Source organism: Denitrobaculum tricleocarpae (genome assembly GCF_007004665.1).
Lineage (GTDB): Bacteria > Pseudomonadota > Alphaproteobacteria > Kiloniellales > Kiloniellaceae > Denitrobaculum > Denitrobaculum tricleocarpae.
On the sequence record NZ_ML660058.1, the window covers coordinates 159032 to 176396 of the forward strand.

The 17365-nt window shown below is 60.6% G+C and carries 20 protein-coding genes; 11 read left to right on the plus strand and 9 right to left on the minus strand.

Annotated features, from left to right (window positions below):
• Positions 1-267 precede the first annotated feature (267 nt).
• The 3 genes from FKG95_RS19790 (at position 268) to FKG95_RS19800 (ending at position 3955) form a co-directional block, all read left to right on the plus strand.
• Positions 268-2196, plus strand: coding sequence for a hypothetical protein (locus FKG95_RS19790; protein ID WP_142898145.1), 1929 nt, complete (start codon positions 268-270; stop codon positions 2194-2196).
• 269 nt (positions 2197-2465) lie between these two features.
• Entirely contained in the window at positions 2466-3302 is an 837-nt protein-coding gene (locus tag FKG95_RS19795) for a dimethylarginine dimethylaminohydrolase family protein (protein WP_218940272.1), read from the plus strand.
• Positions 3303-3514: 212 nt separating this feature from the next.
• Entirely contained in the window at positions 3515-3955 is a 441-nt protein-coding gene (locus FKG95_RS19800) for a DUF1801 domain-containing protein (RefSeq protein ID WP_142898147.1), read from the plus strand.
• A 79-nt stretch (positions 3956-4034) separates the two neighbouring features.
• On the opposite strand, the gene FKG95_RS19805 is transcribed toward FKG95_RS19800, so the two are convergent.
• On the minus strand, positions 4035-4910 hold the full coding sequence (locus FKG95_RS19805; protein ID WP_142898148.1) for a hypothetical protein: 876 nt from the start codon (positions 4908-4910) through the stop codon (positions 4035-4037).
• A gap of 210 nt (positions 4911-5120) precedes the next feature.
• Between FKG95_RS19805 and FKG95_RS19810 the strand changes: the two genes are divergently transcribed.
• Together FKG95_RS19810 and FKG95_RS19815 are read left to right on the plus strand one after the other, a co-directional pair.
• On the plus strand, positions 5121-5732 hold the full coding sequence (locus FKG95_RS19810; protein WP_142898149.1) for a LysE family translocator: 612 nt from the start codon (positions 5121-5123) through the stop codon (positions 5730-5732).
• Positions 5733-5782: 50 nt separating this feature from the next.
• Positions 5783-6160, plus strand: coding sequence for a DUF7079 family protein (locus FKG95_RS19815; RefSeq protein ID WP_142898150.1), 378 nt, complete (start codon positions 5783-5785; stop codon positions 6158-6160).
• A 15-nt stretch (positions 6161-6175) separates the two neighbouring features.
• Here the strand turns inward: FKG95_RS19815 and FKG95_RS19820 are convergent, their stop codons facing one another.
• Entirely contained in the window at positions 6176-6853 is a 678-nt protein-coding gene (locus tag FKG95_RS19820; protein ID WP_142898151.1) for a hypothetical protein, read from the minus strand.
• A 72-nt stretch (positions 6854-6925) separates the two neighbouring features.
• On the opposite strand from FKG95_RS19820, the gene FKG95_RS19825 reads away from it, so the two are divergent.
• Together FKG95_RS19825 and FKG95_RS19830 are read left to right on the plus strand one after the other, a co-directional pair.
• Positions 6926-7504, plus strand: coding sequence for a TetR/AcrR family transcriptional regulator (locus tag FKG95_RS19825; protein ID WP_142898152.1), 579 nt, complete (start codon positions 6926-6928; stop codon positions 7502-7504).
• Positions 7505-7612: 108 nt separating this feature from the next.
• A complete protein-coding gene (locus tag FKG95_RS19830; protein WP_142898153.1) occupies positions 7613-8554 on the plus strand; it encodes a DMT family transporter in 942 nt (313 codons plus the stop codon).
• Between the two features lie 4 nt (positions 8555-8558).
• On the opposite strand, the gene FKG95_RS19835 is transcribed toward FKG95_RS19830, so the two are convergent.
• The 5 genes from FKG95_RS19835 to FKG95_RS19855 form a co-directional block, all read right to left on the minus strand.
• A complete protein-coding gene (locus FKG95_RS19835) occupies positions 8559-9020 on the minus strand; it encodes a GNAT family N-acetyltransferase (protein WP_142898154.1) in 462 nt (153 codons plus the stop codon).
• 163 nt (positions 9021-9183) lie between these two features.
• Positions 9184-9942, minus strand: a complete 759-nt coding sequence (locus FKG95_RS19840) for an ABC transporter ATP-binding protein (RefSeq protein WP_142898155.1) — start codon at positions 9940-9942, stop codon at positions 9184-9186.
• Positions 9939-10988 (minus strand): FecCD family ABC transporter permease, encoded by a 1050-nt coding sequence (locus FKG95_RS19845; RefSeq protein ID WP_142898156.1) that lies wholly within the window; start codon positions 10986-10988, stop codon positions 9939-9941. Before FKG95_RS19845 ends, FKG95_RS19840 begins: the two co-directional genes overlap by 4 nt.
• Positions 10989-11070: 82 nt before the next feature.
• Positions 11071-12186 carry an ABC transporter substrate-binding protein gene (locus FKG95_RS19850; protein ID WP_142898157.1) on the minus strand — a complete coding sequence of 372 codons (1116 nt, stop codon included), beginning with the start codon at positions 12184-12186 and terminating at the stop codon, positions 11071-11073.
• 79 nt (positions 12187-12265) lie between these two features.
• Complete coding sequence (locus tag FKG95_RS19855; protein WP_142898158.1) at positions 12266-12679, minus strand: hypothetical protein; 414 nt, start codon at positions 12677-12679, stop codon at positions 12266-12268.
• A gap of 185 nt (positions 12680-12864) precedes the next feature.
• Here FKG95_RS19855 and FKG95_RS19860 point away from each other — a divergent pair, with 185 nt between their 5' ends.
• The gene (locus FKG95_RS19860) at positions 12865-13365 is read left to right on the plus strand and encodes a GNAT family N-acetyltransferase (RefSeq protein WP_142898159.1); all 501 of its coding nucleotides are present in this window, start codon (positions 12865-12867) and stop codon (positions 13363-13365) included.
• 163 nt (positions 13366-13528) lie between these two features.
• The gene (locus tag FKG95_RS19865; protein ID WP_218940273.1) at positions 13529-14614 is read left to right on the plus strand and encodes a cyclase family protein; all 1086 of its coding nucleotides are present in this window, start codon (positions 13529-13531) and stop codon (positions 14612-14614) included.
• A gap of 208 nt (positions 14615-14822) precedes the next feature.
• On the opposite strand, the gene FKG95_RS19870 is transcribed toward FKG95_RS19865, so the two are convergent.
• Positions 14823-15248 (minus strand): VOC family protein, encoded by a 426-nt coding sequence (locus FKG95_RS19870; protein WP_142898161.1) that lies wholly within the window; start codon positions 15246-15248, stop codon positions 14823-14825.
• 68 nt (positions 15249-15316) lie between these two features.
• On the opposite strand from FKG95_RS19870, the gene FKG95_RS19875 reads away from it, so the two are divergent.
• Positions 15317-15985: a TetR/AcrR family transcriptional regulator gene (locus FKG95_RS19875; RefSeq protein ID WP_142898162.1), complete on the plus strand. Its 669-nt coding sequence runs from the start codon at positions 15317-15319 to the stop codon at positions 15983-15985.
• Between the two features lie 15 nt (positions 15986-16000).
• On the opposite strand, the gene FKG95_RS19880 is transcribed toward FKG95_RS19875, so the two are convergent.
• Positions 16001-16381, minus strand: coding sequence for a tautomerase family protein (locus FKG95_RS19880; protein ID WP_142898163.1), 381 nt, complete (start codon positions 16379-16381; stop codon positions 16001-16003).
• Between the two features lie 115 nt (positions 16382-16496).
• On the opposite strand from FKG95_RS19880, the gene FKG95_RS19885 reads away from it, so the two are divergent.
• On the plus strand, positions 16497-17360 hold the full coding sequence (locus FKG95_RS19885) for a LysR family transcriptional regulator (RefSeq protein WP_142898164.1): 864 nt from the start codon (positions 16497-16499) through the stop codon (positions 17358-17360).
• Positions 17361-17365: the final 5 nt, after the last annotated feature.

Here is a 17365-nt window from a genome sequence, read left to right on the forward strand (position 1 = left end):
AGCGCGCAGGTTACAGCATGGCGCAGGCCGAAGACCTGCTGGCCGGCGCGCCGCGCTATCTCCTGTAACCGCCATGAGGCCTGATCTCCCCTACGTCAGCTGCTGTATTTCCAAGTGTTGAACATTCAACTTGATGGAAAACAGATATCATATGTGTTATAACGGCATGGGCGCTTCGATTTTCATTTAATAAATCAATACAAGATCAATAACTTAGAAAGTATCGCGCGCCGTTTGGGGAATATAGTTAATCGGCGGGGAATTTTTGTGGCGCGTTTCATTTCAATCTTTGTCTTTCTGGTGTCTTTGTTACTTGTGCCAGCTGCTTTCCAGTCCGCAGAAGCGGGTCCGGTCGGAAAGGCGCTCGGCGAACTGGGTATGGACGCGGAGACCCAGAATCTGGGCGATGCCCTTCAGAGCGAACTGGCTGCCCTCAAAACCCAGGGAAACACGGTGCGCGGCGCGAGCGGCGCGCTCTCGGAACTGGCGCTGAATTCGGGTGAACTGATCTGCAATTCCTGGCTGATCGGGTTCAACGTCAAGATCCGCAACATGATCATCGAAAACGAAAAGCTTTCCGGTGATGCGAAGATCCGGCATCTGCAAGCCATTACCAAAATGCGCGAGTTCGTCAGCAAGCTGGAGCTTGAATGTACTCGCGTTGGTTTGATCGGCGATGGCGGACCGGCCGGCGAGGAAAGCGTGGAAGAGACGGAAGAAGAGCCTGAGCAGGAGGAGGAAGAGACCGAGGCCGAGGCCGAGGATGACGGACGGATCAAGCCGCTGCCCGGAGAGACTGTCGGCGATGCCATCTGCCGTCACAGATGCCAGGCGGCGTTCGACAAGATGCGGGAGTGGGAAAAATCCCTGAAGAGCGCCGAAAAGATATCTAACGAGGCCGCTCAGAAAGCCGCCGGCCTGCAGAAAAGGCTGACAAAACTCGAAGCCGATCTCGCGGAAAGCAAGGCGAAAGTCGCCAAGGCCAAAAAGGCCGTGAAGAAAACCATCTATCCCGACAGTACCTTCCAGGAGCGCCAGGCGGTCATCCGGGCGGGCAAGGATCTCTCGATTTACGAGCCGGCGGTCGCGCGCTTGAGCGGTGAAGTCGCGTCGGTCAGCGCGGCCCTCAAAAAAGCGCAGGCCGAGGCCAAGAGCTGGCAGGATCACTTGAAGTGGGTCAAAGGCCATACCGAAAAGGCGCGCAACGTCTACTTTGACTGTATCCGGAACTGCGTGAAGCAGGCCAAGGCCGCAGGTGAAAAAATGACGCTCACCTGTCCGGATGACTATCCCTGCGTGTCCGCCGGGACCGGCAGCGCGCCGGTTCAGGAAAAGCCAGAGCCCAAGGAGACGAGGACCTCCTATGTCTGCCCCATGCCTCCCGCACACCTTGCCGCCGTGGTCGGCGCGAACGATAAGATCGGCAGCGGCGCGCGCCTGAAGAACAAGGTCAAGGAAGCTTTCGGTGGCGGTTTCGGGGTCGGGGGCAGCGGCGGCAATTCGATCGGCGGCGGCTTCGGGCAGGGACGCAGCACCTTCGGCAGCGGCGGCGGCCGTCCGGCTATCGGACCAAAACCCGATCTGGATGACGACCCCATCGACGACGATGACAAAGTGACCCAGGAGGCTCAGGGCGTCGAGCTGGCGTCTGGTGCGCTTTGGACCGACGAGGGGCTTCTGGTCAGCATCAGCATCGAAGACTCGCCCGGTGATGGCACCTTCCAGTCGGTTTTCCTGGAAGACTCCGAAGGCCGCCGCCGCGCACCCGATGAAATTCGCCTCTACGGCCTCTGGCACGAATGGCACCTGAGTGTGACCTGGACCTATCGCGCCTGGGTCGACAATGAGTTGGTCAAGGAAGAGAGTGGCGGTTGGAGCGCGGACGGGCGCAATGTCTACGTTGTTTCTTCCTTGACCGAGGGGACAGCGCAGGATGCCGGACTCTGGAGGATGATGGGCTTCAAGACCGCCAACAAAGGCATGCGGTCCATCGGTGCGCTCTTCAAGATCAGAAGAGAAGATCTTGCCAGGCCGATGGATCTTGTCGTGCATACGACCCTGCCGGAAGAGAGTCCCGTCACCACGGTGCCGATTGTTGGCCGACTGTTCCGTCAGGGCGGGAAGGACGAGCGGAACCTGGATGTTCTGATCAGACCGACCCTTGCCACGATCGCGCAGGAAAACAACTGCTATTGAGGCGGCGCCTGAGAGGCCCGCCGCACCGGGTCCGTCGAGTTCATGTCCCGCGCCGTCGGGCTGCAGCCATACCGGTCAAAGACCGGACTGTGTATTTGATGTTTTTTCTGAAGTCATCCGGCGTTAGCCTCCTTGCCTGCAATGCGACACGGGAGATGCAAATGCCAGGGGCAAGGCAGAGAGAAGAGACGCGAGAAGAGACGCGAGAAGAGGCAGGGCCGGCGACTGGAACCAAAAGGTCTTGGGGGATCAACAACGACACCGCATCCTTGCGCGATGTCTTGCTGGGCAAGCCGGAGTATTATCGCTGGGTCGAGGCCGGGCCGCTGATCGGCCGGACGCTGGCCAATGCGCACAAGACCGGGGTGAAGTTCGATCTGCAGACAGCGATGGCGCAGCATGCCGAGATGGTGTCGATCTACGAGGACAACGGCGTCGCCTGCCATTATCTGGAGGCCGACCCGGTTTTGCACCGGAACTTCTTCGCCCGCGACTCTTCGGCCATGACGCCCTGGGGCGCCTTGATTTGCCATATGCAGCTCAAAGTGCGGCGCGCGGATTACGTGACGGCGATCCGGTTTTATCAGGAGAAGGCTATTCCGATCTGGAACTTCGCGACCGCGGGTCACTTCGAGGGCGGCGATTTCGTCATCCTGGAGCCGGGCCGGGTCCTGATCGGGTATTGCGGCGAGCGTTCCGAAAAGGAAGGTGCGGAACAGGTCGCCGATTTCGTGCGCGGCGAAGGCTGGGAGGCGGTCACCGCACCGATCAGCCGTGAGTTCGTTCACATGGATGGATTGGTCGTGCCCCTGGCCGAGAAGCTCTTGGTCGCCTGTGTCGATGCCCTGGAGCCCTGGCTGGTCGCGCAACTGAAGGAATGGGGTTTCGACTTCGTCGACGTCCCCTATCGGGAGGCCAAAAACCTGGGGGTCAATCTGGTTGCGCTGGGCAACGGCAAGGTACTGTCTATGAAGGGGGCCAGTGAGTTGAACGAAAAGATGCGTGCGCTCGGCTTCACGGTGTACGACCCGGACATGTCCATGTTCACCCTGGGCGGCGGCGGGGTGCACTGCCTCTGCCAGGCGCTTTGCCGGGACGCGCTTTAGTCTCAAGCTGCGTTGCGTGGTTCGCCGGTGACCGGCTAGATCAGATCAAGTTTAGATGGAATCGCCGAAGGCGATCTATCGTGCTTGTGAATCTGATCTAACACTAAGATTCAGAGCGGATTCACATGTTTTGACGGAACCACTCTGTGGTTCCGTCAAAACATGATCCGGTCTAGTGTCTGACTGTCGTCGCGCGCGAGAGGAGCTGCATAATGAACGACCGGACCCGGAAAATCGCCGACTCAGCCGTAAAAGCGGTTTTCGATTCTTATCCGCCTGACGTCCGGGAAAGCCTCCTGAATCTGCGGTCACTGATTCTTGAAACAGCGACGACGACGGATGAGGCCGGTCAGCTTCAGGAAACCCTCAAATGGGGTCAGCCGAGTTATCTGACGCTTAAACCCAAAAGCGGCAGCACCATCCGCATCGATCAGGTCAAAGGGGAAGCGGGGCGCTACGCGCTCTACTGTCACTGCCAGACCACGCTGATCGAGGACTTCCGCGCGCTCTATCCGGACGAATTCCGCTTCGAGGGCAATCGCGCCATGGTCTTCGAGGCGACCGATAAGCCTGATGAAGACGCTTTGAGACACTGCATCGCTCTGGCTTTGACTTATCACGCACGGAAGAAGGGGGCAGCCTCGGCAAAGTAGATCTGGCTTGGCTGGAATTGCTGTGTGGGATGTTTTTTGCTTACGAAGCCGAGCTGAAACGAGTTTCAGGTTCGCCGCATCAGGGCATGCCCCGTGCTTCTCGCTTTACGTGGTCTTTCCAAAACATGACGCTGGAAATGTCTTCGACAGGCCAGATGGCGAGAAGGCGCCAGTCTTTGGCTTCAATACTGCGCCCTGCGCCGCCGATGAAAAAAAGCAAAAGACCGAGGCAGAGCAGGCGCAATGGTTGGGCATGTGACTTCGGGGCTCCATAGAGAGTCCGCGTCAGTGATGTGCGCGCAAGGTGAGCCAAGGGAGCTGCAATAAAGATCAGCCAGAGGTGAGCGGCAAAGCTCCAAGCTGTCGCGCCTTCCTCGCCGAGCGTAGCAAGGTCGTCACCAAGCCCGGAAAGACCGTAAAAAGTGACATAGATGACCAGGGCGAAGCCGACGCAATGACCCTGTAATTCACGCTTTGACCGCGGATCCCATAACTGCTGCCCTGTGAGGATGCGTTGCGTAAACTGAACGAGAACGCCGATTATACATCCCGCGACGAGCGGGCTGATGATGACGGCAAGATCCTGCATCGGAGAAGCAGAGACAAAGGGTGTCAGTGTCAGGATCCACGAGATAAGTGCCGAGACCCCGAGGCCGGCGACTATTGTCCAGCCAAAGAAGGGACCTGCGACAATGATCCAACCTGCGAGCAGGCCGACTAAGACTTGAAGCGATCGGCTGCCGGGATGGAAGACCGTCGAGACCGCCGCGTTGGTTGCGAGGTAGCAGGCGATATAGAGACCTACAATCGTAACCGAGAACCAATTGTATATCTCCGCTGTCGGTCCCGGCCCCAAGTCATAATCGGTAAATATGCGTGCCGTAAAAAACAGAGCTATGGCCATGGCCGTGATGCAGGCCGCAGCGACAAGGATTGATCTGGTCGAGACCGTCATAAGGCTCTGAAAGACTGTGAGGTTTATAGCTTAAGCCGTTATCATGAGATGCGAAGTTCCAATAAAACCTTAACGCTTCAAACCTGGCTTTGCTTACGCTGGATCGCCGGCCGGGTGTGCCGGGCGGTGCGACACTCCGCAAAACTTGCCAGCCGTCCGGAACTCTGGTCTTCTTGAGTGAGAATAAGTCGCTGACTGTGGAGCTACTCTATGTCGCTGGAATTTCTCCTGACCTCGATCATCGTCGTGCTTCTGCCTGGCACCGGTGTTCTCTACACCCTGGCCATCGGGCTGGGTAAGGGTTGGCGGGCCAGTATTCTGGCGGCGCTGGGCTGCACCCTGGGGATCATTCCGGCGATCATCGCCTCGGTTGCCGGGCTGGCGGCGCTGCTTCACACCTCTGCCTTGGCATTCCAGGTCATCAAGTACCTCGGTGTCGCGTATCTTTTTTACATGGCGTGGTGCGTGCTTCGGGACGGCGGTGGCATGGAGATTTCCGAGAAGACTACGCCCATGTCGGCAGGCAAGGTCGTCTTCAACGGTTTCTTTCTGAACATCCTGAACCCGAAGCTCTCGCTTTTCTTCCTCGCGTTCCTGCCGCAGTTCGTTCCGGTGAATACAGTCAATCCCACAGCGACCATGCTGGGTCTGGCGGCGGTCTTCATGCTGCTGACCTTCGTGGTTTTCATCGGCTACGGGGCCTTCGCGGCAGCCGCCCGCCACTATGTGGTCTCCAAGCCCGGCGTTATGCTCTGGCTGAAGCGCGGTTTCGCCGGCGCCTTCGGCCTTCTCGGTCTGCGGCTGGCCCTGTCGGAGCGATGAACTGCGTCGAGGCGCTGAGCCGGAGGGGATTGCAACGCCTTGGACGCTGAATGCATAACGCTGAGGAGATAACCCGCCGTGCGCCGGTCTGGCGTGCCCTGTCCGATTTGTTTCTGGATACGGAGCTCGACGAAACCGATTTCGCAGGCATCGCAGAGACGATACGCGCGGCGGGATTTACGGCCGATCAGGCCGAGGAAATTCTGCGGTTCGAAGTGACGCCGGTCTTCTGGGGCAATATGTTGGCGGCTGCAGGCGAGTGGGAACCCTGGAGCCAGTCACAGGTGTGCGAAATGGTCTGCAAGCGCTTGCGGTCACGCCCGCGGTATTTTACCTGGTTCCACGACTGGAGAACCCGCAGGCAGATGACTCTTGTACGGCCCGATTGGCGCCGCGTCCGGGAGTGCCTGGAGCGCGGGCTGGTATAGCATCGGATCTCTCTCCTATGAGCCGACAAAGACCTCTTGGACCAGGCTCTCCAGCTTTGCGGGCAGATCCTGCGCGCGCAGAACCGCGCCGTGGCAGGGAATGATTCTTTTGGGTTCATCTTCGCGGATCTGCTGGCACACCCAGGCGGCGTAAGCGGCTTTATCTCCTGTCCCGTAGGTCGGGAAGGGTTTGAGGATTTCGGGTTTGGCTGCCTCCTTCCGCCTGGCCTGGATCTTCGGGCCGCAAAAGGCATCGACGACAAGCCAGCTTGTTTCTTTGTGCTTGCGCATCCGCAACCAGACTTCGCCCGTCTTCAAACCCACAGGCTCTATAAAGTCGACGCCGGGCGGCAGGAGTGCTCTCAGATTCTTCAGGCTCGCTATGTCCAGGCCGGTGACCTTCCGCAAGCGTGGCGCGGCTTTGTCGGAGGCGCAGAGTTCGGCATCTGGGAAGGCGTCGGCATAGGCGCGCAGAGCCTTGTTGTGGTAGTGATTGGGGGCCAGCAAAAACGCCACTTCGCCAATCCCGGCCAGACTTTCCAACGCTTTTTCGCCAAGACCCGTTACCGGACTGAAGAGACACAGGCGGTCGTCTTTCAGCTTGAGTGCCGAACAGCGCAGATCGTTGCTGTCCGCGATGAAGACGCCCTCGATTCCCTCCAGTTCACCGAAGGCTGATAGCTGACCTGCCATGCTGCGCTCCATTCTTGAGTGATCATTCAAAAAAGGATATCATACGCGAAATCGAATGCAAGTGGAGACAAGATGGGGCGTCATCAGGAGTTCGATGCGGACGAGGTTCTGGAGGCCGCGATGTGGGTCTTTTGGGAGAAGGGCTATCGCGCGACGTCGATGGTGGATCTCGAGGCGGCAACCGGGCTTCAGCCGGGCAGCATTTATAACGCGTTCGGCAGCAAAAAAGACCTGTTCCTCTCGGTGCTGGATTTTTACCGGGAGCAGGTGGTCGGACAGCGGGTCTGGGTGCTTTTGCAGACCGCAGACCCGCTGGAAGCGATCGAGGCTTTTTTCCGGACTGCTTACGAGGATCTCGAGCCCGAGCAATTGGCCGGATGTCTGCTGACCAATTCGGCCACTGAGATGGCAAAGGCGGATAAGGACATTCAAGCCTGTGTCGCCGCCGGTGTCATACAAATTGAAACGGCCTTCCAGGAGAGACTGATCGAGGCGCAAGCTGCCGGTGAATTAAGTCCTGACAAAGATCCTGCATTGCTTGCCGCGCATCTCAATGCCTGCTTTCAGGGCTTTGGCGTTGTCGGCCGCCTGACCCGCGACAAAGCCCGGCTTGGCGCGATATGCGATGCCGCGATGCTGTGCTTGCGGTAAACCGTTTCACAGGTCCCTTTTGTTTCAGCGCAAGAAACGGATGGCTTCATCGCGTGAAAGCAGATAATTCCCAGCCTTGAGATGCTTAATGGGATCGGGCGGGAAGCTATGACGAATGGAGCGGCGATCAATCGCTCAATGGGCGCGCTGGAGTGGGGGATGGTGATTCTGCTGTCGCTGGTCTGGGGCGGATCCTTCTTTTTCAATGAAATCGCCGTGCGGGAGCTGCCGCCCCTGACGGTCGTGGTGGGCCGTGTGGTTCTGGCATCCCTCATCCTGCTCACTCTGTTGCGGTTCCTGGGACAACGGATTCCCACGAGCGGTACCGTCTGGCGCGCCTTCTTCGTTATGGGCTTTCTCAATAACGTCGTCCCCTTCACTTTGATCGTCTGGGGACAGATCCATATTGCGTCCGGTGTTGCCTCGATCCTGAATGCGACAACGCCGCTGTTCACCGTCCTGGTCGCGCACTGGATGACGGCGGATGAGAAGATCACGAAAGGTCGGGTGATGGGTGTGTTTGCCGGTCTTGCCGGGGTCGCGGTCATGATCGGTGGTGATGCCCTGACCGGGCTTGGCGTGAATGTGGTCGCTCAGCTCGCCGTTCTCGCGGGGGCATTGTCCTACGCCTTCGCAGGGGTCTATGGTCGCCGTTTCCGGGCGCTGGAAGTTTCCCCCATGGCGACGGCAACCGGGCAGGTGACGGCCTCCAGCGTGATGCTGGTGCCGGTGATGTTGATCGTCGATCAGCCCTGGCTGCTGCCGATGCCGAGTGCTGCCGCGATCGGTTCGCTGATCGGTGTCGCGGCGCTTTCGACCGCTGTTGCCTATATTCTCTACTTCCGGATTCTCGCCACGGCGGGTGCGACCAACCTGCTGCTGGTAACTTTCCTCATTCCCGTCAGCGCCGTCCTGCTGGGTGTGCTGATCCTGGGCGAAGTGCTGCTGCCGAAGCACCTGACAGGTATGGCGCTGATCGGGCTGGGTCTGGCGGCCATTGATGGGCGGCCCTGGCGCTTTCTCCGGTCGATCTTTGCGGTGAAAGCCTGATCTCTCAAAAGTCCTGCCGGTACATGACAAAGCCCGGACGGACCGCGATCTTGTCATAAAGCTGCATGGCCGTTTCGTTGGTCTCGTGCGTATGCCAGTAAACTCGGGTTCCACCTTCGGATTGCGCGGCGTCGTATACTGCCGTGATGAGGGCGCGCCCGACACCCTGACCGCGTGTCGTCTCGTCGGTGAAGAGATCCTGCAGATAGCAGGTCGGCCCCAGCATGGTGGTGTTGCGGTGAAAGATGAAGTGCACCAGTCCGACCAGCGCGCCGTCACGTTCCGCAACCAGCGCATGGACCGGTTCGGTGGCATCGAAGAAACGCGCCCAGGTCGTCCTGGTGACTTCCGCCGGAACAGCCGTCGGGCCACTGCGTTTATAGAAGCTGTTGTAGCCTTCCCAAAGGCGCAGCCAGGGATCGAATTCCGTCTGTAGGGGCGGACGTACCAGTGTTTCGCGGGCCATGAGAGCATTTCCTTATTGAGGCCGGATAGATCCTAAGATCCCTGAGATTGGCCGCTCACGAAAGGTCCGGTCTGAACGGCCCGGCAGGGCCAAAGGCAAGGCGACAGGCGCCCTGGACTCGTATCGGATCCAGGCCGCAATTGAGCGGTGTCGCCTGTTCTTCCTAACTCGCCCTGAGCGGCATGACGTTCGGGCGGCCTTGCGCGCTCAAGGAGATCTCGGCCTCGACGCCGTAAACCCTCTGCAGGCGGTCGACGGTCAGGACATTTTCGGGCGGACCCTTTGCCTCGATCCGGCCTTGGGAAAGGCAGATCATCTGGTCGGCGAATTGCGCCGCCAGCGTGAGGTCGTGCATGGCCGCGATGGCGATGGTGCCATGGTCCGTGCAGTGCTTCCGGACAGCCTCCAGAACCACGAGCTGGTGCCGAAGGTCCAGCGCTGCGGTCGGTTCGTCCAGCAAGAGAACGTCGGGTTGGCGGAACAGGGCTTGCGCGAGGAACAGCAACTGCCGTTGACCGCCGCTGATGGCGTCAAGCGTGCGCCCCTGAAGCGCGGCCAGACCGAAGCGGGCGAGCGCAGCCTGTGCGGCCTCCGCGAGATCTCCCGGAACCGAGAGGCCGAGTGAGCGCAGGCGGCCCAGCAGAATCACCTCCAGGACCGTGAGCGAGGAGGTCGGCCCGATGTCCTGGGGCATGTAGGCGATGACCTCCTGCCGTTCCGCCTTGCCCAGCGTTGCCTCCTTGAGACTGACGTGGCCTCGAGACGGCAGCAGTCCAGAGAGCGCCTTGAGCAGGGTGGATTTCCCGGCGCCGTTGGGGCCGATCAGCATGGCGAACTGCCCCGGTGCGCAGGAAAGACTGGCCCGCTTGACGATGGCGGCACCGCCGAGCGCGACCTCGAGATCTTTGACGTTCAGGGTCACCAGAATCTCCGTCGGCCGCGAATGATCAGAAGGAAAAGAAAGGGCACGCCGATGACCGCCGTCACGATCCCGATCGGCACGATCGCGCCCGGCGAAATCAGTTTCGAGATCACGGACGCGCCGGCCATCACGAAAGCGCCGGTGACCGCGGACATGGGCAGCAGCACGCGCTGATCTTCGCCCACCAGCATCCGCGCGATGTGGGGCGCGACCAGTCCGATGAAGCCGATGGTGCCCACGAAGGCCACGGCACCGGCGGTCAGCAGGACGATCAGGGTGAAGATCTTGAGCCGCAGACGCTCGACCGGAACGCCCAGGCTCTGCGCCCGCTCGTCGCCCAGCCTGAGCGCCGTCAGTTTCCAGACCTCGGGCAGCAGCAGGACGATGACAAAGAACAGGATTCCGCCGGTAATCGAGACGGAAAGATAGGTCGCCTTGACCAGGCTGCCGAAGAGCCAGAAGACGATTTCCTGCAGCACCTCCGGCGCGGAGAGATACTGCACCAGGGACTGCAGCGACTGAAACATGAAGAGCGTGGCGATCCCGGCCAGGATCATGACTTCCGATGTCATGCCGCGCAGCCGTGCCATGCCGTAGACGATGCAGGCCGCCAGGCAACCGCCGAGAGCGGCGGCGACGGGAATTGAGAAGCTGGGGATCAGGGGCAGCTCGAAACCGGTCAGGATGGCGAGCGCCGCGCCGAAGCCGGCGGCAGCCGAGAAGCCCAGTGTGTAGGGGCTGGCCAGCGGATTGCCCAGGATGGTTTGCATCAGGGCGCCGGCGGTGCCGAGAGAGGCACCGACCAGCAGGGCCATCAGGGTCATGGGCAGGCGGATTTCATGGACGATAACGTGAACCGTCGCGTCCACCCGGCTTTCCGGCAGAGTGAGTGCGGAGAGGACATCCCAAAAACCCAGAAAGGCCGGTCCGACCAGGATGTCGATCACGACGACCAGCGCCAGAACCGCCACGGCAGCCAGCAGGATGAGACTGCGGCGCCGGACCAGTGTGCTGTAGGTGAGGGGCTCCGATGCGGTCAGTGACATTTTGAGTGCCTTTTCGAACAGGGAAGGGCACCCCCGCTGCGCCGACTTTTAAAGATCCGCGCAGCGGGGGTGTCTCGGCTGATCAATCCAGTTTCACCATGAAGCTGCCGTTAGCCTCGATCGGCAGATAGGTCTCGTAAAAGCGCGCCTGGTTCGCCACAGGATCCAAGTCCGCGAAGGCTTCCGGATGCAGGATTTTCGCAATGTACTGCAGGAAGCTGTAGTCATAGAGCGTGCGTGCACCGCCGTGATAGACCGCGTGAACTTCGCCCTTCTGGACGGCGGGCAGGCTGCTCCAGCCCGGGCGCTTGGCGTAGGCCGCCATGCGGGCGCGGGTGGTGCCCGCCTCCACGCCGAATCCCATCAGCACGGCGGTGTCCCGTCCGACCCAGTCGGAGCCGGCCAGGAGCACGGCCACGGGCTTGCGGGCCAGAACGTATTCCGGGTTCAGCGGCCCCCAGTTCGCGATCTTGCCCTCGGCGATGTTGTCGCCGCCGGCCATCTTGATCACGCCGCCCCACATGGTGTTGCCGTAAGAGTTGCCATAGGTCTCCGGCCCGGCTCTGCCGAGTTCGACATAGACCGGCTGCGGTGTGCCCCCGGCGGTCTTGACCCGCTGGATGACGTCCAGCACCGCCGCCTCGTACTCCCCGGCCAGCTTTTCGGCGCGTGCTTCGCTCGCCATGACTTTGCCGATGATGCGTGTGCTCGCCAGATGCTTTTCGAGAGTCTGGGCGTTGTAATCGGCGACCACGACCGGTATGCCCGCGGCTTCCAGCTTGGCGACACCTTCCTCGCCCAGGCCGCGGTACTGCCAGGCGGCGATGATGGCGACGTCCGGTTTGGCCGCGATCGCCTTTTCGACGGAGAAACCACCAGCTTCTTCGTAGCCGACATCGATCAGCTCGGCGATGCGGGGCGAGACCGCGCTGTAGGCCTGGAACTGGCTGTTGCGCCAGCCCTCCCAGGGCTCACGGGAGATAGCGACGACCCGGTCAAAGGCGTTTTCGCCGACGATGGCGTAAAAGTCCTCGAAATAGAAGCCGAGCAGAACCCGTTGAGCGCCATGCGGGACCTCAACGCTGCGGCCTTCGGTATCGGTAATGGTGATGGTCTCGGCCGATGCGCTCAGCGGCAGCGAGAGGCTGAGGGCAAGCGCGGCAAAAGCACCGGCAAGCCCCTTGAGAGCTTTGAACATTTCAGAATTTTCCTTTGAGTCTGCAGAAATCATCCGCGCAAACCCGTCAGACGGCGCGGACGTGAGATCTAGGCGGGGCTCAAAGGGGTGGGGCGCGGCTCCGAAAAGCCTCTGCATCGCCGTGAGCGGCGGCAATCCGGGCTTGGGTGGCTTTGACGCGATAAAGCGTTGTGTCCGGCAGCCGCAATCCGGGCTGTTCGGGCCCCGCCATCGCGGCGGATCCGCCAAAGGGCTGACACCATTCGCAGCCGGGAAAAACTTCCGGATTTTCCGGTGCTTCCTTGCCGTTGGCATCCAGGTTGATCACCACCAGCCCGCGCGGCGTACAGATCACGATGCTGTTGCCGGAGAGCGCACCTGCCTCGGCCAGTGCATCCGCCCGCAAGGCCGCATCCGCCGGCGGCACGAATACGGATGCCGTCGCCACCTGCATCAGCAGCCATGCGATCAGCGGCAGCAGCGAAAGTCGCCGGAATTTGCGGAGTTCAGCCAAGGAAAATGTCAGCCCCAGAAATACGATGGCAGGACGTTACCGTATTACACAGGGCGGTCAATCGGTTTTTTATCGTGTTGACGGGGGCTTTTCGGACCGCTTTGCTTATCTGGCGAAGTCAAAGCGTCGGCCTGCTCTTTCTCGATTGACGCGAGTGCTTTCAAGAGAAACCAAACAGCCAGGTTATGTCCGACCTTCAGACCGCGCACCTCTCACTCCGTCGACCCCGGCTCTCTCATGTCCCGGCGCTTTTCCGCTTTCTCGGTAACCCCGATGCCATGCGCCACACCCACGTCGATCTCACACTGCGCGATTGCCGCCGCCGCATCGCTGTCCATGAACGCTTTCGCCGCCGCGATGGCTGTGCGCCCTGGACGGTGGCCGAAAAAGCCTCAGGCGGAATTATCGGCTGGGGCGGTCTCTACCATGACCCCTTCGATCGGCGCTGGGGGGTGGAGGTCGGCTATGCCTTTCATCCCGATGTTTGGGGAAGGGGCTATGCGACCGAGCTGGTGACCGCGAGTTTAAAACTGGCGGATGAGGTTCTGGCGCTCCCGGAGGTCTGGGCCTTCGCGCAGCCGGACAACGCGGGGTCGCGCCGGGTGCTGGAGAAAACCGGCTTTGCCGAGATCCGTTTCGTGCCGGAGATGGGGCGCATTCTATATCGGCGCGAAGGTGTTGCATAACAGCCCGCGCAGGGGCGTTGCTCGCCTCCTGCGTGAAGTTGATCCTCTGAAGGCCTTCTCATCGCGCGTGTGAAATGACATCATGCTGACGGCTCTTGCGGAGCTTGTTCACCATCGTCTCACAAACCGAAAATCGATTCGTCGATCAATAGGGAGGAACATCGTGATCACCAGCCTTCAAAAACATACCGGCCTTGGCACTCTTGTCCTCAGCGCAGTTCTGAGTGCAGTCCTGAGCGCGGGTCTCGCTGCGCAGGCGCCGGCCGCGAACGACGCGCCGCTCACCGAAAATTGGGCGCCCAGCGAATGGGGACCCGATGACAAGGCAGGGTCGGTCAACCGCACCACGCCCGAGATGGTTCTGAAAGCCGCGCAACTGATCAAGCTGGGCAAGGTCGCGACCCTGGGCAAGGTCTATCAGCAGGACGCCCCGGCCTTCGGGTCGCGCGGCTGGCGCATGACCATTCCCGGCATGCCGACGGGCGGCCCCTTCGGGGAACAGCAGATGGTCTATAACGACGAATATGTCTCGGCCGAGATCGGCCAGATCGGCACCCAGTTCGACGGGCCCGGCCATATCGGCATCATCACCTCGAAAGGACATTTCTTTTACAACGGCCGCTTCATCGAAGACGAAGACGTCACCGCTTACGGCCTCGGGCCGCTGGGCGTGGAGCATGTCGCCGAGAAGGGTTTCGTCTGCCGGGGCGTGCTCCTGGACGGCGTTGCCTACAACGGCGGGACCATGCCGATTCCGACCAGCCGGGAAAAGACGGATCCCGGCATCGTCTCTGATGCCGACATCAAGGCCATGATCGAGCGTCAGGGCATTGATCCCATCGGCGAGGGGGATTGCGTCTTTCTTCACACCGGTCACGGCAATGTCTGGCATCCTGACGACTGGGACAGCTACAGCGCCGAGGAAAAGCGCTCCCGAATCGCGAAGTTCAACAGCGGCGAGCCCGGTTACGGCATCTCGGCCTGCAAGTACATGGCCGACCGAAAGATCATTCTCTGGGGTGCCGACACCTGGGGTTCGGAAGCGGTCGGGCCCCGCTTTGGCGGCGAGAACGATCAGCCCTTCGAATGTCACGTCGAAATGCTGACCAAGCGCGGGATCTGGAACCTGGAGAACATGGATCTCTCCAAGCTGGCCGAAGAAAAGGTCTACGAATTCCTCTTCGTCTGGTCGCCGCTGAAGATCAAGGGCGGCACCGGCTCGCCGGGCAATCCGGTCGCGCTTTACTAATGTGATGTTTCTGAAGTTCGCCGCATAATATGCGGTGAATTTTAGAGACTGAATCACACTAGATTCAATCAGGTAGTGTCCCGTTGAATCTGAAATTCAATGAAGTGAATTTCAGATTCGGGATACTAGGTACTTGAGTCTGAGATGCGAAAACGGCGGTTCCTCCAGGGAGCCGCCGCTTTTTCATGAGAGGTCGTCTCGCCGAGTCTCAAGCCGGGACTGCATCTTCGGCATATTGCGCCAGGAACTTGGGGCTGGGCGGGATCGGTTTGATGACGTCGACCAGGACGCCGTTGGGATCGCGGGTCATGAAATGACGTTGACCGAAGGGCTCGTCGCGCAGGGGCAACAGGATCGGCAGCTCCGCCGCCTGCGCCCGTTCGTACTCGCTGTCGACGTCCTCGACCTCGAAGTTGATGATCAGGCCGGAGACCCTGCCGCGTGCGGCCGCGGGAACGGTCTCATGATCGCCCTGCAGGATCGCGATGTTGACGCGCGGGTCTTCGCGGGATTGAAGATGCACGTACCAGTCGCTCTCGAAACTCGGCGCGAAGCGGAAATGCGCCTGATAGAAGCGCGCGGTCGATGCGACGTCGTCGGTCATGATCACGGGATAGAACTGGGTGCATTTCATGGCTTTCAATCCTCTCGCAATAAACATACAATCTGTATGTAAATGATAGAAACATACAAGGTGTATGTATGCAAGAGAATTCCGATAAGAGCCTTGAAAGACCTGCCGCAAAACCCTCGGCCAAGACTTTGCGGGGACCGACAGGCGGTAACGCACAGCGCAGAAGCAACAAGCAGCGTAGCGAGAGCACGCGCAGCGCTTTGATCTCGGCGGCGCGGCGGCTTTTTGTGGAAAAGGGCTATGCCGAAACCGGGACGCCCGAGATCGTCGCCGCGGCCCAGGTCACCCGTGGCGCGCTCTATCATCACTTCGCTGACAAAGCGGATCTTTTCCGGGCGACCCTGCGGGAAGAAGCGCGGGCGGTCGCCGATCACATCGAGCAAGAGACCGAAGAAGCGCGATCCGCGCTCGAGGCTATGACACGCGGGGCCGACTCCTACTTCGCGGCCATGTCGGTGCCGGGGCGGGTGCGGTTGTTGTTGCTCGATGGACCTGCCGTGCTGGGTCATGCGGAGATGGCAGAGATAGACCAGGAAACCGGCGGTGAAGAACTCCGGCAGGGCCTGGCCTATGCGATGGAGAAGGGCGCGCTCGCCCCGCTGCCCCTCGAGGCCATGACCTCCATCCTCTCCGCCGCCTTCGACCGGGCCGCGCTGGCGATTGCGCAGGGCGCGCCTGCGGAGGACTATAAAGCCGCGATCCGCCGCATGCTGGAAGGCCTTCTGAAGAGAGCCTGATGGTGGTTTCCGGCTTCAGGCGTACTGGGCCAGCCCGTGACCGAAAGACCAGTTCTCCTTCGGAACCTCCACCAGGTTGATGAAAATATCTTCCGGGCGCAGGCCCGGAGTCTCGGTCAGGCGCTTCACGATCCGGGCAAAGAGGGCCTGTTTCTGCTCCAGGTTCCGTGTGTTGCTGACGGTGAGCTGGATCAGCAAAAGATCGTCGGAACGATCAATGTCGAGGTAGTTTTTGCCGAAATCAAAAGTGGCGTCACCATGTTCCGAAATCGTCATGAAGCGATCGTCCTCGGGGACGTCGAAGGTCTCGCACAGGGCTTGGTACACCTGATCCATAATCTTGCGCTGATAGTCTGCGCTCTTGCCGCGTTTCATCGCAATTCGTGTGAGGGGCATCCCTGCCTTCCTTTCCTGTGTTCGGGGGTTGAACGGGTTGTTGCTGGAAAGCTAGCGAGGACAGTGCGATAATAGAAACGAATAGATACTATTTTAGTAATGCAAAAAGATAATCATGCTCCAGCCCCCTTTAGAGATCGATCTGCTGCGCAGTTTCGTCGCCGTCGCCGAAGGCGAGAGCTTTACCTCGGCCGGAGCCGCGCTGGGCGCGAGCCAGTCCGCGATGTCGGTGCGCATCCGAAAGCTTGAGGAGCGCCTGGGGCGCAGGCTCCTGGACCGCACCCCGCGTTCGATCGCCCTGACCCCTTTCGGCGAGGGCTTTCTGGGGGATGCGCGGCGGGTGTTGGAGGCTCATGACGATGCCATGCTGCGCGCACGGAACCACCTCGATCGCCCGAATCTTGCGCTGGCTGTGAGCGATCATGCCGCCGGCGGCTGCCTGCCACAGGTGCTTATGACGCTCGCCGAACGCCATCCCGAGATCCAGTTTCTGGCCACCGTCGGCGCGTCGGTCGGGATCTACGAGGCCTTCACGTCCGGACAGTACGATGCCGTGGTGGTGCGCGAGGAATCCGGCGATAACAAAGGGCGGCGCCTGTTTCGTGACAAGATGATCTGGGCGGCGGCCAGGACTTTCGAATGGGACCCGAACACACCGCTGCCTCTGATCTCCCTGGCGGCGCCCTGCGGGGTTCGGGCGACCGCGATCACGGCTCTGGAGGCGCAGGATATCGCCTGGCGGGAGGTCTTCGTCGGGACCGGGGTCGCGGCGGTGCAGGCGGCGGTTTCGGCAGGCCTGGGCATCGCCGCGCTGGACAGCCGCAACCTGCCCGATGACTGCCGCCCGGTGAAAAAGAGTCTGGGCCTGCCGTTGCTCCCCGCAACGCAGATGCTTCTGCATCATCGGCTGTCCGGTCGCCGCGGCAACGAGATCGCATCCGCCATCGCGGCTGCTTTTAGAGAGACGGCAGGTCAGTAGACCGG

Bases quoted from the DNA above. Each gene is read 5' to 3' on its own strand.
- FKG95_RS19800 (WP_142898147.1), top strand. From the start codon at position 3,515: ATGAACGACCGGACCCGGAAAATCGCCGACTCAGCCGTAAAAGCGGTT.
- FKG95_RS19805 (WP_142898148.1), bottom strand. From the start codon at position 4,910: ATGACGGTCTCGACCAGATCAATCCTTGTCGCTGCGGCCTGCATCACG.
- FKG95_RS19810 (WP_142898149.1), top strand. From the start codon at position 5,121: ATGTCGCTGGAATTTCTCCTGACCTCGATCATCGTCGTGCTTCTGCCT.
- FKG95_RS19815 (WP_142898150.1), top strand. From the start codon at position 5,783: ATGCATAACGCTGAGGAGATAACCCGCCGTGCGCCGGTCTGGCGTGCC.
- FKG95_RS19820 (WP_142898151.1), bottom strand. From the start codon at position 6,853: ATGGCAGGTCAGCTATCAGCCTTCGGTGAACTGGAGGGAATCGAGGGC.
- FKG95_RS19825 (WP_142898152.1), top strand. From the start codon at position 6,926: ATGGGGCGTCATCAGGAGTTCGATGCGGACGAGGTTCTGGAGGCCGCG.
- FKG95_RS19830 (WP_142898153.1), top strand. From the start codon at position 7,613: ATGACGAATGGAGCGGCGATCAATCGCTCAATGGGCGCGCTGGAGTGG.
- FKG95_RS19835 (WP_142898154.1), bottom strand. From the start codon at position 9,020: ATGGCCCGCGAAACACTGGTACGTCCGCCCCTACAGACGGAATTCGAT.
- FKG95_RS19845 (WP_142898156.1), bottom strand. From the start codon at position 10,988: ATGTCACTGACCGCATCGGAGCCCCTCACCTACAGCACACTGGTCCGG.
- FKG95_RS19850 (WP_142898157.1), bottom strand. From the start codon at position 12,186: ATGTTCAAAGCTCTCAAGGGGCTTGCCGGTGCTTTTGCCGCGCTTGCC.
- FKG95_RS19860 (WP_142898159.1), top strand. From the start codon at position 12,865: ATGTCCGACCTTCAGACCGCGCACCTCTCACTCCGTCGACCCCGGCTC.
- FKG95_RS19870 (WP_142898161.1), bottom strand. From the start codon at position 15,248: ATGAAATGCACCCAGTTCTATCCCGTGATCATGACCGACGACGTCGCA.
- FKG95_RS19875 (WP_142898162.1), top strand. From the start codon at position 15,317: ATGCAAGAGAATTCCGATAAGAGCCTTGAAAGACCTGCCGCAAAACCC.
- FKG95_RS19880 (WP_142898163.1), bottom strand. From the start codon at position 16,381: ATGCCCCTCACACGAATTGCGATGAAACGCGGCAAGAGCGCAGACTAT.
- FKG95_RS19885 (WP_142898164.1), top strand. From the start codon at position 16,497: ATGCTCCAGCCCCCTTTAGAGATCGATCTGCTGCGCAGTTTCGTCGCC.